Annotated in this window: 10 protein-coding genes, 1 tRNA gene, 1 other RNA gene and 1 pseudogene; 10 read left to right on the top strand and 3 right to left on the bottom strand. The window is 41.6% G+C overall.

The features are described from left to right. Window positions 1-284 precede the first annotated feature (284 nt). Window positions 285-833, top strand: a complete 549-nt coding sequence (locus QT327_RS11920; protein WP_041388341.1) for a hypothetical protein — start codon at window positions 285-287, stop codon at window positions 831-833. Between the two features lie 126 nt (window positions 834-959). On the opposite strand, the gene tamL is transcribed toward QT327_RS11920, so the two are convergent. Continuing rightward, on the bottom strand, window positions 960-3,269 hold the full coding sequence (tamL, locus tag QT327_RS11915; protein ID WP_446686258.1) for a translocation and assembly module lipoprotein TamL: 2,310 nt from the start codon (window positions 3,267-3,269) through the stop codon (window positions 960-962). A 35-nt stretch (window positions 3,270-3,304) separates the two neighbouring features. On the opposite strand from tamL, the gene QT327_RS11910 reads away from it, so the two are divergent. From QT327_RS11910 to QT327_RS11895, 4 genes and pseudogenes are all read left to right on the top strand, one after another. Beyond that, a complete protein-coding gene (locus QT327_RS11910; protein WP_130857458.1) occupies window positions 3,305-4,063 on the top strand; it encodes a TrmH family RNA methyltransferase in 759 nt (252 codons plus the stop codon). A 54-nt stretch (window positions 4,064-4,117) separates the two neighbouring features. Then, window positions 4,118-4,188, top strand: a tRNA-Cys gene (locus tag QT327_RS11905). Window positions 4,189-4,218: 30 nt separating this feature from the next. Beyond that, window positions 4,219-4,398, top strand: a complete 180-nt coding sequence (locus QT327_RS11900; protein ID WP_013666449.1) for a hypothetical protein — start codon at window positions 4,219-4,221, stop codon at window positions 4,396-4,398. Between the two features lie 71 nt (window positions 4,399-4,469). Beyond that, window positions 4,470-5,014 (top strand): annotated as a pseudogene (locus QT327_RS11895) (RNA methyltransferase). Between the two features lie 30 nt (window positions 5,015-5,044). On the opposite strand, the gene QT327_RS11890 reads toward QT327_RS11895, so the two are convergent. Continuing rightward, window positions 5,045-6,511 (bottom strand): glutamate synthase subunit beta, encoded by a 1,467-nt coding sequence (locus tag QT327_RS11890; protein WP_130857456.1) that lies wholly within the window; start codon window positions 6,509-6,511, stop codon window positions 5,045-5,047. An 18-nt stretch (window positions 6,512-6,529) separates the two neighbouring features. Further along, window positions 6,530-11,044 carry a glutamate synthase large subunit gene (gene gltB / locus QT327_RS11885; protein ID WP_130857455.1) on the bottom strand — a complete coding sequence of 1,505 codons (4,515 nt, stop codon included), beginning with the start codon at window positions 11,042-11,044 and terminating at the stop codon, window positions 6,530-6,532. A gap of 261 nt (window positions 11,045-11,305) precedes the next feature. On the opposite strand from gltB, the gene ffs reads away from it, so the two are divergent. From ffs to QT327_RS11860, 5 genes are all read left to right on the top strand, one after another. Further along, an RNA gene (gene ffs, locus QT327_RS11880) (signal recognition particle sRNA small type) lies at window positions 11,306-11,404 on the top strand. Between the two features lie 93 nt (window positions 11,405-11,497). Then, window positions 11,498-12,157, top strand: coding sequence for a fructose-6-phosphate aldolase (fsa, locus tag QT327_RS11875; protein WP_013666445.1), 660 nt, complete (start codon window positions 11,498-11,500; stop codon window positions 12,155-12,157). A gap of 137 nt (window positions 12,158-12,294) precedes the next feature. Next, window positions 12,295-13,254, top strand: coding sequence for a YpdA family putative bacillithiol disulfide reductase (locus QT327_RS11870; protein ID WP_013666444.1), 960 nt, complete (start codon window positions 12,295-12,297; stop codon window positions 13,252-13,254). Between the two features lie 70 nt (window positions 13,255-13,324). Beyond that, on the top strand, window positions 13,325-13,909 hold the full coding sequence (locus QT327_RS11865; RefSeq protein ID WP_130857454.1) for an NADH-quinone oxidoreductase subunit A: 585 nt from the start codon (window positions 13,325-13,327) through the stop codon (window positions 13,907-13,909). After that, on the top strand, window positions 13,909-14,400 hold the full coding sequence (locus QT327_RS11860; RefSeq protein ID WP_013666442.1) for an NADH-quinone oxidoreductase subunit B: 492 nt from the start codon (window positions 13,909-13,911) through the stop codon (window positions 14,398-14,400). Before QT327_RS11865 ends, QT327_RS11860 begins: the two co-directional genes overlap by 1 nt. Window positions 14,401-14,438: the final 38 nt, after the last annotated feature.

The following is a 14,438-nucleotide window of genomic DNA, read 5'->3' as shown; positions in this document are numbered from 1 at the left end:
TAGTAGTATTAATTTTCGACTTTTTTTTAATTTTTACATTCAGCGCACTTATTGCGTGCCCTGAACACGTTATTCAGCATCGCTAATTTACGTAGCCCTAAACTAAACATTTCCCGGAGAAGAACCTAACAAAGAGCGCATCATTATATTATACGACCTTTCACAAAAAAATGGCCATAACCTCAACATACTTAGATTCGTCGTTGCAAATAAAGCGCATTTTATCTAAGTTTGAGCGCCTAATCCTGTATGTAGAATGCGGTGGGTGGTATCAAATGAAACAGATGAAACAAAAGAGCTCGATTTTATTGCTATGTGCTATCTATTTCTTTTCCTTTACAAATTTGGTGTCGGCAAAGCAACGATATCATTTAGATAATTTTATTGTTAAGGAGAATCTGATCAAAAATAACAAATTAGCCATTATCGCCTGCGATTCGCTGGATGAACCAACAGATAAGCTTAACGGTACGTTCCTATTTGTTATTAATGGATTTAAACAGCAGCTTAATTTTTCCGGAGGGGTCGCCATTTCTCCACAAGAGATTGATAAATCTTCTTTTGTCTTTCTTAAGCATCAAAATGAGCATGGTACGCATAGTAAGTTGTATTATGTCATGAAGAATGATGACGGGCTAAAGCCAATTAAAATCAGTTGGGTTTTCTTATTGTTGATTCCGCTTGTCATAATATTTATAGCAACTATTTATAAAAGGCTTATTTTGTTGGCCATCGTCGCGCTGCTGGCTTTTGCTTATTTCAATTATAACAAAGGACTGAGTTTCGAAGGTCTTTTTGAGACGGTATCTGCGGGGATAAGGAGTTTTTTCTAATATAAGTGTTACTTTGTAACATTGCTGTCAGGGCACAGTATCTATGTCTCTTTATTGTTATGTGCTGGACTTCAAAAGTAACGTTCCGTCGCCGATAGCTAACGCCTAACAACTTACTACTAATACCTAAAAAGGCATACCAATACCAAAGTTATACTGGATAAAATTATAAGGATCCGGTCCGTTGGTCAGTTTATAGTTTCGTTTAAATTCGCGACTGTTGAATAAATCGGTAATAACCCATTGATCAGCGCCTTCGAATTGTGGGTCTTTGACTTTAATACCTGCGTCAAAACGGAAAACAAAGTACTGCAGGTCAAACCGTAAGCCGGCTCCCGCCCCAATGGCCATTTGTCCCAAGAACTTATTAAACTTAAATTCACCGCCAGGGTTTTCAGCGCTCTCCTTTAATCGCCAAATATTACCGATATCTGTAAAGGTTGCCCCTTTCAATTTAGCACCAAAAAAATCATTCAACAACTTAAACCGATATTCAAAATTGCTGAAAATCTTAATTTCTCCCAGTTGATCAAGATTTCGGAGTCGATTTCTCAAGTCTTCTGTTAAAATCGACCGATTGTAGTTACCGGGACCTAAAGTTCTCGCCTGCCAGGCACGCTGATCATTCATCCCGCCCCCGAAAAACTGCTTTTCGAAAATCAGGAACTCTGAATTATTCCCAAAAGGAACACCTATACCGGCGTTTATGCGGGCCACAAACTGGCGTTCTCCCCCTAGATGCCTATATATCCTAAAGTCAACCTCCGTTTTAACATATTGCAAATACGGAACATTCAATATGGTATTTTGGCCGATATCATTCTTCTTAAAATTAATGATCTTACTGAGTAAGTTAAGCGTATTACCACTTAAATCCAATGCACCCCGGAAATATAAAAAGTTATCGTAAGTATTCAACCGCAAAGTATTGAACGTATAAGTATATTGGCTGCCAATACCAAAATAGGCACGGTCATTACTCTTCACATAAAGTTCGTAGCCATTATTCTGCAGGGAATCCTTGAACGCGTTGTCTAATCGTCCTAGTCGATATTCGAGGGATATTGGCGTAACACTGTGCAGTTTATATTTCGTATCATACCAGTTATAGGAGATCGAATTAATAATATAGCGATTACTATAGGTATTCAACTGATCAAATATCTGCCAGTTGGTTGAAAAAATCGTATGAGGCATACCATTTTTACCTACTAACGGGATACGAAAAGGAACGATCAATCGTGGAATGGATAAATTAGCGCCAAACTGTAAGTCGCGGTTCCAGATCCTGCTCCACAAAGGACCTCCGAGTTGCGAATCGAACAAAGCGCCAAAACGTGCCTTGATCTCAAGCTGCTCAGAACCGCCGAATAAATTTCGATTCGTATAAGTATTACCAATATTGAAACCACTCCGCCCCGAGGTGAATACATATTCACCTTCCACACGGTTAGACATCCGCTTCAAGGGCGTCAACTCATAATGAACAGTGAGATGCGTGGAGTCTTTTTTCTTATAGCTGGTTCTTATTCCCCTAAAGCTATTTAATTCATATAATCGATCATAAGTCAGGTTCTCCTTTTCGATGTCGAAGATATCGCCAATTTTGGGATAAATGTACCGTGCAAGTGGCTTTGGTCGAAAACGTTGTGTATAATCCTTTACCTCCAAGCCATGAGCTAACTGAGTGCTATCCGGTTTGTTTATTCCGACTTCTCCATCACTGTTTTTTATGACGACATAACTACTATCGATTTTAAAAACAGTGTGCCCACTCTTGCCCTCGGGATTATCGATGAAAAGCCTAAGATCAGCTTGGCTACTGTTCATATTGGTATCCACTTCAAACCGAACATATTGACGTAGATAATCGTAATATCCATTATGTTTCATAAGGTTATAGATTGACTCACGCTCCTTTACCAGAGTATCTGCATCGAAGCGCATACCCGGTCGCAATACAGGAAAGCGTGCAATATGTTGTTTGTACAATTTATCAACCTGTGGATCACCAATCTCATGCTCAATATAACGGATCTTAAAAACGCCTCCCTGCTTCACGTCGAAGTCAATTTCTGCCTTTTTACGTCTCACGTAAATATGGCTTTTGACTTCTGCATTAAAATAACCCTTGGATACCAGGAACCTTTCGATTTGGTTTCGGGAAATCTCAACTAAGGAACTGTCTAGTATACTGGGAGGTTCGCCGACATTCCTAATTTTATCCGTTCGATATTTTCCACCTTTACTGTTTGCAAAATTATAAATGAAGAGATTTATCTTAGAGTTCGGACGGATTTCCCGTTGAACATAAGCTTCAGCACCCTCTTTAAATTCTTTATTTATCCCATTTAACTTTACCTTTGTAACCAATGCCTGGTCATCATTCAACAATCTCGTGGATCTGCAAGACGAGAAAAATAGTGATGTGAGCACTATGAATACAAAAAAATACAAGTAAGATAATTGCGATGCTCTCAAAGTCTCAGCTTCAATTTGTTAAATCCTTACATCAAAAAAAGTTCAGAAAAGAACATGGTCTCTTTATTGTAGAGGGTTTTAAATCCATAACGGATTTTTTTCACTCAGATTATGTAATACATAGTATTTACTATACTCCAAAAGTAGGGCCAAAGATCGATATTTTCGGAGAGAAAATAAAACATTATCCCATATCGGAACGTGATTTGGAGGCAATTAGCACACTGAAAACGCCACAGGGAATAGTGGCATTAATAGAAACGCCAAGTGAAGTTGCCGTTCAGGAGGATGAATTACGGGATCAATTTTCTCTAGTATTAGATACTATTCAAGACCCCGGCAATCTAGGCACGATTATCCGAACGGCAGATTGGTTCGGCATCAAACATATTATCTGTTCGGAAGAAACTGTAGAATGTTTCAATCCAAAGGTGGTACAGGCTACCATGGGTTCTTTAGCACATGTTTCTATACACTACACAGACCTGCATGCTTTTCTTAAGGATGTCACGCTGCCGAGTTTTGCGACGGTGTTGGACGGCCAATCCATTTACGAAACCGATTTCGGCAGTGAGGGATTCATTATTTTAGGCAATGAAGGGAACGGTATTGCGCCCGATCTGATCAGCAATAAAACACAACGTATCACGATTCCAAGTTTCGGAAACGCTGAATCGCTCAATGTAGCAGTTTCAGCCGCTATATGTTGTTCGGAAATAAGCAGAAAAGATAATTTGCATAAAAGTTGAAAAAAATTAGTAAAGAAAGATAATTTTACTATTTTTGCAAGCCTAAACGGAAAGGGTCGGATGGCCGAGTGGCTAGGCTGAGCTCTGCAAAAGCTCCTACAGCGGTTCGAATCCGCTTCCGACCTCATTAAAAGATTTATTAAAGAATAAAAGCCATGGGAGTTACACGCTTAAAAAGAAAAGATAGAAGAAATAAAACCGTATCACGTTTAGAGGTACAATTCTTAAAGCTTGGCCGTAATATTGAAGTTGGAAGTAGATCGAAAGAGCCAAAAAATAGCCAAGTCACCAAAAATAATGCTGTTTTAGATAAACTTACTGCAGAAAGCAAATAAGAGGCTAATAACAAAATATTAAAAAAGACCTGAATTTTTATTCAGGTCTTTTTTCTTTATAAGACCAAAGGATGCGTAAATTATCAATGGACGAACTGGGGCGCCCCAGTGTTGACGAATTCAAGCAATTAGATAAGTTGCCAGTAACGGTTATACTTGATAGTGTGCGAAGTCTACATAATGTAGGATCTGTTTTTAGAACATCTGATGGCTTTGCGGTGGAACGCATTCTTCTCTGTGGAATTACCGGTACCCCTCCCCATCGGGATATAGAAAAGACAGCTTTAGGAGCTACACAATCTGTGGCCTGGCAATACGAAAAGAATATTGAGGAAGCGATAATTAATTTAAAACAGGAAGGAAAAAAATAATCGCCATAGAGCAGGCAGAAGGCAGCACTATGCTGCATCGTTTCATCCCGGTAGCGGGCGAAAGCTATGCGTTGATCTTCGGCAATGAAGTAAATGGTGTTTCAGAAGAAGCAATGAAGCTGATCGATTATTGCGTTGAAATCCCCCAATTCGGGACCAAACACTCCTTTAATGTTGTCATTTCGGCGGGAATCGTTTTATGGGATTTCTATCGGAAACTAAAACTAAAAAGCGGCGACTCCTAGGAGTATCGCCGCTTTTACTATTAAAAAATCTTATGCGTATGACGCAATCGAATCTTTACTTTCGAGTACCGATTTCCCCATAAGAAATTCATCTACTTTCCTAGCACATTCGCGTCCTTCAGAAATTGCCCATACGACCAGTGATTGCCCTCTGCGCATATCACCCGCTACAAACACTTTATCAACAGTTGTCTTATAGCTGCCTTCAGCTGCATTGACATTGCCGCGTGCATCTAAAGAAACACCAAGCTGTTTTAACAAGCCTTCATGTTGTGGATGTAAGAATCCCATAGCCAATAAAGCCAGCTCGCAAGGTATTTCACGTTCCGATCCAGGCACTTCTGCAAATTTAACCGGTCTGCCCAGGGCATCAGTTTCCCATTCCAAATCAACCACCAGTGCACCTTTTAAGTTACCATGCTCATCACCTAAAAACGCCTTGGTATTGATGCTCCAAAACCGCTCACAGCCTTCCTCATGTGATGTGGTATTTTTAAGAAGCATTGGATAAGTAGGCCAAGGCATCGCGGACGTGCGCTGAGCAGGCGGCTTAGGCATTAGTTCAAACTGCGTAACCGTTTTTGCTCCATGACGATTTGAAGTACCTACACAGTCAGATCCGGTATCACCGCCACCGATCACCAATACATTCTTATTGCTTGCTAAGATATCCTCTTCCTGATAGGCAGACTCACCAACACGCTTATTCTGCTGTTTCAAAAATTCCATTGCAAAATAAACGCCTTTCAGTTCTCTTCCGGGAATATTCAAATTTCTTGGAATGGTAGAGCCCCCTGCCAACACGATGGCATCAAAGGCTTTCAATTCATCGGCCGGCACATTGACGCCCACCTCCGCATTACATCTGAAAACAACGCCTTCTTGTTTCATCAGCTCAATACGCCGATCGATCACCCACTTGTCCAGTTTAAAGTCCGGGATGCCATATCGTAATAAACCGCCCGGTTTATCATCTCTTTCAAACACCGTTACCTCATGACCCGCCTTAATCAGTTGGGCTGCTGCGGCTAAACCGGCAGGGCCTGAACCAATAACCGCAACGCTTTTACCCGATTTAATAGCCACCGGTTTTGCTTTGGCAAAACCTTTTTGATAAGCTATTTCCGCTATGTGTTTTTCAATTTCTTCAATTGCCACCGGTGAGCGATTGATACCCAATACACAAGCCGATTCGCACGGTGCCGGACAAATACGCCCGGTAAACTCAGGAAAATTATTGGTTGAGGATAGTATTTCAAAAGCCTCTTCCCATTTACCGTCGTACACAGCGTCATTAAATTCAGGTATAACGTTTCCTAGCGGACAACCTGAATGGCAAAAAGGGATGCCACAGTTCATACAACGGGCAGCCTGTGTATTTAATTCTTCCTCACTGTACGTATGAACAAATTCTTTATAATTTTTAAGTCTCTCTTCAGGAGTATCTTTTGTGGGGAGCTGTCTTTCAAACTCTTTAAACCCGGTTACTTTTCCCATTTCTCTTACCTAATAATATTATGCTTCAACCAATTTCGTCTGTAAAACACGCTTGTATTCTTTCGGGAATACTTTTACAAATAGACTACGCTCGTTCTTCCAGTTACTTAGAATAGTTGAGGCTAGTTTACTATTTGTCAAATTAATGTGCCGTTTCAACAAATTAATAATTTGTGTTTCATCTTCTTCATCCAGCGGATCTAGATCAACCATCTCAAGATTGCAACGATCTTTAAAAGTACCGTTGATATCATATACCCAAGCAATACCACCGCTCATACCGGCAGCAAAATTACGACCTGTTTCGCCTAATATCAGTGCCCGTCCACCGGTCATATATTCGCAGCCATGATCACCAACTCCCTCTACAACGGTTGTTGCTCCTGAGTTACGTACTGCAAAACGTTCACCTGCCTGGCCGCATACAAACAAGTGCCCGGAGGTAGCGCCGTAAAGTGCTACGTTACCAATAATAATGTTCTCATGCGGAACCAGCTGACTGCTGCTTGCAGGATAAATTGCCAATTGTGCACCGGACAAGCCCTTACCTACATAGTCATTTGCTTCGCCCTCTAACTCAAAAGATAAACCTTTTGCGGCAAAAGCACCGAAGCTCTGTCCTGCCGATCCAACAAATTTGAAGTTAATGGTATTATCGGGCAGTCCTTCTGAACCATATATTTTTGAAACCTCGTTAGATAATAACGTTCCGATGGTACGATCTGTATTTTTTACATTGAACGTACCGAATACAGGTGTCTTACTTTCTAAGGCTTTAGCAGCTTGTTTCAACATACCCCAATCCAAAATCATATCCATGCCGTGATCTTGTGATTCGGTTTGGTATAGACTCTTACCGGATGGGTTTTGGGGTGCATATAGAATGCCGGACAAATCGAGCTTATTGACCTTCCAGTGATTAATATCTTCACGGACTTTAAGGAACTGTGCCTTTCCAACCATTTCATTAATGGTTTTGAAACCTAAGCTTGCCATGATTTCGCGCAATTCCTCTGCTAAAAATTTGAACAGGTTAACAATATCTTCCGGCTTGCCTGTAAACAACTTACGCAATTCCGGATCCTGCGTTGCAACGCCAACCGGGCAGGTATTCAAATGACATTTACGCATCATGATACAGCCTCCCGCAACCAAAGCAGCGGTAGCTACGCCCCATTCCTCAGCGCCCAATAAAGCGGCAATTGCTAAGTCTCTTCCCGTTTTAAGTTGTCCATCGGTTTGCAATACCACACGGCTACGGAGCTGGTTTTTGACCAAGGTTTGTTGCGCCTCGGCTAAACCAAGTTCCCAAGGTAATCCTGCATGCTTAATTGAGCTAATCGGAGAAGCACCCGTACCCCCATCGTAACCGGCAATGAGAATAACATCGGCATGCGCCTTCGCTACGCCCGCAGCGATAGTTCCTACACCCGCTTTTGACACCAGTTTCACATTGATACGGGCTGCGCGGTTTGCATTTTTCAAATCGAAAATCAGTTGTTTTAAATCCTCAATAGAATAAATGTCGTGATGCGGAGGAGGCGAAATCAGACCTACACCCGGCGTTGCGTGACGAACTCGGGCAATCCACTCGTCCACTTTATGTCCCGGAAGCTGACCACCTTCACCCGGCTTCGCCCCTTGTGCCATTTTAATTTGTAATTCATCGGCTTGCGTTAAGTAATTTGACGTTACACCAAAACGAGCAGAAGCAATTTGTTTGATTGCCGAACGCATTGAATCACCATTAGGCAATGGCTTATAACGGATCTCATCTTCACCACCTTCGCCTGTATTACTTTTCCCTCCTATTCGGTTCATGGCAATAGCCAGCGTGCTATGCGCCTCATGAGAGATAGAGCCGAAAGACATGGCGCCGGTAGCAAAGCGTTTCATAATATTTTCTGCCGGCTCTACTTCGTCTAACGAAATGGGAGCACGGTGTTTAGCAAAATCAAAGAGACCGCGTAAGGTGTACATACGCTCCTTCTGGTTATTGATATGCGCTGCATACTGCTTGTAAATTTCATAGTTACCGGTTCTACAAGCCTGCTGAAGTAAGTGTACCGTCGTGGGGTTAAACAAATGTGCCTCCCCTCTTCTACGCCAAGCATAAATTCCCCCTTCGGGTAACAGATTGGTTTTCTTTTCACTACGGAATCCACGATCATGCTTACTTAAAACTTCTCGCGCAATATCGTCCAATCCTAAGCCACCGATTCGGGATACCGCACCGCAGAAGTATCGATCCACAACATCTTTATGTATTCCCAATACTTCGAAAATTTGCGCACCATTATATGATTGCAAAGTAGAGATTCCCATTTTTGAGAATATCTTAAGCAATCCGCTACAAACAGCTTTAACGTAATTCTTAGACAGCTCAGGCCAAGTGAGGGATGTTTCGATCACACCTTCCTCTTTCAATGTCCTTATAGATGCAAGAGCCATGTACGGGTTAATAGCCGTAGCACCAAAAGCAAGTAAACAAGCAAAATGATGAACTTCCCATACATCACCTGCTTCAACCACTAAACCTACTGCGCCCCGATAGCCCGTTTTTATTAAATGGTGATGAACCGCCGATACCGCCAATAACGAAGGGATCGCTGCGTGTTGCGAATCAATTGCTCTGTCAGACAATATCAACACTTCAAATCCGTCGCGGACGGCGTCCTCGGCGTAACGACATAGACGTGCCAGGCCCTCTTCCAGTGAACCTTCTTTTCCGTCCGCCTTAAAATAGGTTTGCAATGTTTTTGCCTGAAAGATTCCGGTATCGATACTACGCAATTTTTCCAGATCTCTGCTAGTAACAATAGGATGCTCCAAAGCAACGCAATGGCAATGCATTTTATCTTCATCCAAAATATTTCCGGAGTTTCCGATAAAGGTAGATAAGCTCATCACCAAACGTTCCCGAATCGGATCGATCGGTGGATTGGTTACTTGCGCAAAATATTGTTTAAAATAACTGCTAAGATGTTGTGGATGTTCAGACAGTACAGCCAGGGGCACGTCTGTTCCCATAGAACCTACTGGCTCTTTTCCATCTAGTGCCATCGGAATCAAGATACCCTCGATATCCTCTCTTGAGTAGCCGAATATTTGTTGATATTTAAATACAGATTCTTTCGAAAGATAGGTGAAGGTAACACGCGGTTCTGCCAAATCTTTAATATGGATTTTGTACTTGTCAAGCCATTCGCCATAAGGTTGTTTAGTGGCTAATTCATGCTTGATATCCGCATCACTCAAAATTTCCCCTTTTTCCATATCAACCAAGAATATTTTTCCCGGTTGTTGGCGGCCCTTTTTAATAATAATGCTCTCATCTATTGGCAAGGCGCCCGCCTCCGATGCTACCACTACCCGATCATCATTCGTTACCGCATAACGAAGGGGTCGTAATCCATTTCGATCGAGCGTAGCACCAATGGTTTTTCCGTCTGTGAAACATAATGCCGCCGGGCCGTCCCAAGGCTCCATAATAGTGGCATGGTATTCGTAAAAGGCTTTGCGCAACGGATCCATTGAAGTGTTTCCATCCCATGCTTCAGGTACCAACATAAGCATCACGTGCGGCAGAGAACGCCCACTATGTAAAAGCAATTCTACCACATTATCCAATGAAGCAGAATCCGATAATCCCGGATCTACTACAGGAAGTAAAATATCAAGCTCTTCATCCGAAAAATAAGGTGAAGAAATAGACCTTAAACCGGCGTAGAAGCGATTCAAGTTTCCTGTAAGCGTATTTATTTCTCCATTATGAGCAACAATACGGAATGGTTGCGCCAATTTCCAGGAAGGAAAAGTATTAGTTGAAAAACGCGAGTGCACCAGGCCAAAGGCAGAAACCACCCGCTCATCCGACAAATCATTGTAATAAGAACGCACCTGATAAGTGGTTAGCTGTCCTTTATAAATAAGTGTTTTACTGGATAGGGACGGCATATAGAATTGCTCCTTTGCTTCTGCCAGCTCTTCTTTTATTCTTTTTACAAGTAATCGCCGAAGCACAAACAGTTTTCGGTCGAAATCTTCCGTATTACGAACCTCTTTAGGACGCTCAACGAAAAATTGAATAATGTTAGGCTCAGCACTTAAGGCGGTCACTCCCACTCCTTCCGGCGTTACAGGCACTTCGCGTACGCCGAGAAAATTAAGCCTCAATTGGGCACAGGAGTCCTTAATAAGTTCTCTGCAACGTTCGTTCAGTGATTCCTCCTTGGGTAAAAACGTCATCCCCACGCCGTAGTAACCCGGTTCTCCCAGTCTTATATCCAGCTTACTACATTCTTCCCAAAGAAACTCATGCGGTATCTGAATCATAATACCGGCTCCATCGCCGCTTTCCTCATCACAACCACAGGCCCCTCGGTGCTCCATGTTCTCCAACATCGTCAACGCGTCCTGAACCTGACGGTGACTTTTTAATCCTTTTAAATGAGCCACAAAACCAACCCCGCACGCATCATGCTCAAAATCAGAACGATACAATCCCTGTTCTTCCATATCTTCAACTGTCATTGTTATTGCTTAGTTTAAATAGATTGCTAAAATAACATTAATATTCGACAATATTAAATTTTTATTATTTTTTGTGATAAAAACTTGATGAAATATCTAGAATAACACAATAAACTTAAAAAAATCGTAAACCATGTTTTCGCAAGCGCTTCAAATATGAAAATGCATACAGCATAAAAAAAAACAGTCTGATCTCCAATGATCTAGCACTATTTCAATAAAAAAACTTAGTAAATTAAGTTTTTTTCCTATTTTTGCGGTGGGTAAGTCTTTTACGACCAGCTCCCTTTGAACTCCCCCAGGGTGGGAACACAGCAAGGGTAAAAGGTTGAGCGGTGCGATAAAAGGGGCTTGCCCTTTTTTATTTCCTCTTTTTACACTTATCTTTTACTAAAATAGCAAATATTGGTTACTTTTGTTGCAATCAAAACCAAGTTTTAACAATAATATCTTATGAAATTTTTTATAGATACCGCCAATCTTCAGCAAATCAAAGAAGCGCAAGATTTAGGGGTTTTAGACGGAGTTACAACAAATCCAAGCCTAATGGCTAAAGAAGGCATTAGCGGTGAAGAAAATGTGATCAATCATTACAAAGCTATATGCGATATTGTAGATGGCGACGTAAGTGCGGAGGTGATTAGCACTGATTATGAAAATATTATTAAAGAAGGGCTTGCACTAGCAAAACTGGACGACAAAATAGTCGTTAAAGTACCTATGATAAAAGAAGGAGTAAAGGCGATCAAATACTTCAGCAGTGAAGGTATCAAAACGAATTGCACCCTTGTTTTCTCTGCCGGACAAGCACTCTTGGCTGCAAAAGCCGGAGCCACTTATGTTTCTCCGTTCATTGGCCGTTTAGACGATATCTCTACCGATGGCTTAAGCTTGATTGAAGATATTCGCCTGATATATGACAACTACGGCTATGAAACGCAAATCCTAGCAGCTTCCGTACGTCATGCCATGCATATTATTGAGTGCGCCAAAATAGGAGCAGACGTAATGACAGGACCGCTTTCAGCTATTTTAACATTGTTGAAGCACCCGCTTACTGATAGTGGTCTGGCTCAGTTTTTGGCTGATCATGCAAAAGCCGCCGGTAAATAGGCTATCAAGTATTTCCTCCGGATAGTCTTCCGCATAGGCTGTTCGTCCTAATTTTGCTCTGTACAAGCAAATTGTTTATAGTTACTTAAAGGACCTTCATTGATCGTTCCCTTAAGTAACTTCTTAGTTTAGATACTATGGATATTTTCGACATCGTCATTGTAGGCGGCGGCCCCATTGGTTTGGCTTGCGGAATTGAAGCCGAAAAAGCCGGGCTACGTTATGTGATTTTAGAGAAGGGTTGTTTAGTGAATTCACTCTTCAATTATCCACAGCACATGACCTTTTTTTCGACCTCTGAAAAGCTGGAAATCGGGGGCGTGCCCTTTGTATCCACTAATCCAAAACCAAAGAGACTGGAGGCATTGGAATACTACCGGAGAGTACAGCAAAAATTTTCGCTAAACGTTCGCTTGTTCGAAGAGGTAATAAACGTCACGAAAAAGGATGATCTGTTTACCGTCCAAACCATAAAGAATGTCTTTGGGGCAAAGAATGTGATTCTTGCTACAGGCTTTTACGACAAACCTAACTTGATGCAAATACCGGGAGAGAATTTACCGAAAGTAAAACACTATTATAATGATCCCCATTACTATGCAAATCAGCAGGTAGTGGTAGTAGGTAGTAGCAATTCATCTGTAGATGCCGCGTTGGAAACGTATCGCAAAGGTGCCAAGGTGACTATGGTGATAAGAAGAAATGAAATCAGTCATCGTGTAAAATATTGGGTGCGTCCGGATATCGACAACCGTATAGCAGAGGGTTCAATCAAGGCCTACTTTAATAGTTGTTTAACAGCCATTGAAGAACATGTGGTTCATATCGCTACGCCTGAAGGTCCGATTACTATTAAAAATGACTTTGTGTTAGCTTTAACCGGCTATCAGCCTAATTTTGACTTTCTGAAAAAACTGGGCATTAGGTTATCTCCTGATGATTTATTGATTCCGGAGCATGACGAATTAACAATGGAAACTAATATTCCACATTTGTACCTCGCAGGCGTAGTTTGCGGAGGCATGAATACACACCTCTGGTTTATCGAGAACTCACGCGTTCACGCAGAACAAATCATAAGACATATTAGCGGATAAAGCTTGAACTGTAAACAGGGAAAAGAAATTCGACATCTTTTTGAGCAATTTTTTTATTATTTTTGAACCTATGGAAGATGGTTCTCAAATAACGGAATTTGGCAAGGTCTTTATTTATCTGATCGTTGGAACGTTCTTGGTTCTCTTCACTTTATTGTTAGGAAAACTATTGTCTCCCCGTAAACCTAGTTCGGCAAAAAGCAGCACCTATGAATGTGGCGAAGTGGCGCGGGGAAGTTCGTGGGTTCAGTTTAACTCACGGTTCTATGTTATAGCCCTCGTATTCCTTTTATTCGATGTGGAAATGGTGTTTATTTTTCCATGGACAACCATTTTTGGTGCTGCTGATTTAATCCATGCAGATGGTAGATGGGGCTGGTATACCTTGGCGGAAATGTTCATATTCATTGGAATTCTATTGGTTGGTTTACTTTATGTTTGGAAAAAAGGCGATTTAGAATGGATAAAACCTAACCCGAGCCTCCCTTCCTTACCGGGTACAATCCCACTCGAAGTTTATGAGAACATTAACAGAGCGACTTATAAGCTAAGGCCATTTCAAGCAACGAATAAGACGGAGGATATACAGTCGGATAAACCGTCTGCTCTCGCTAAACCTGCTTTTAAACCTAAATTTGTAAAGAAGGATTCGTAATGAGTACAAGCACGCAAACAGATAGTGGTATTGTTGTAGCAAAGTTGGACGACCTCCTTAATTGGGCACGGTTATCGTCCATGTGGCCCGTGAGTTTCGGTATCGCTTGCTGTGCCATCGAAATGATGGGCGCAATGGCCGCTACTTACGACTTGGATCGATACGGTGTTTTTCCGCGGGCTTCTCCAAGGCAGGCAGATGTTATTATTATAGCGGGTACCGTTACATTTAAGATGGCTGATAGAATACGGCTTTTATATGAACAAATGCCCGAACCAAAGTACGTTATATCCATGGGGTCCTGCTCCAATTGCGGGGGCCCGTACTGGCAACACGGTTATCATGTAGTAAAAGGAGTAGACAAGATAATTCCGGTTGATATATACGTGCAAGGGTGCCCTCCCCGACCTGAGGCGCTGATTGGTGCATTTTTAGAACTTCAAAAGAAAATAGGATCGGAACACATTATTAACGAAAAAATAAACTCTTAAAAAATACAATTATTAGTTAAGCTACTCCTTAACTAAAC

Source organism: Olivibacter sp. 47 (genome assembly GCF_030372825.1).
Classification (GTDB): Bacteria; Bacteroidota; Bacteroidia; order Sphingobacteriales; family Sphingobacteriaceae; genus Olivibacter; species Olivibacter oleidegradans.
This window is presented reverse-complemented; position numbering and strand designations above follow the sequence as displayed.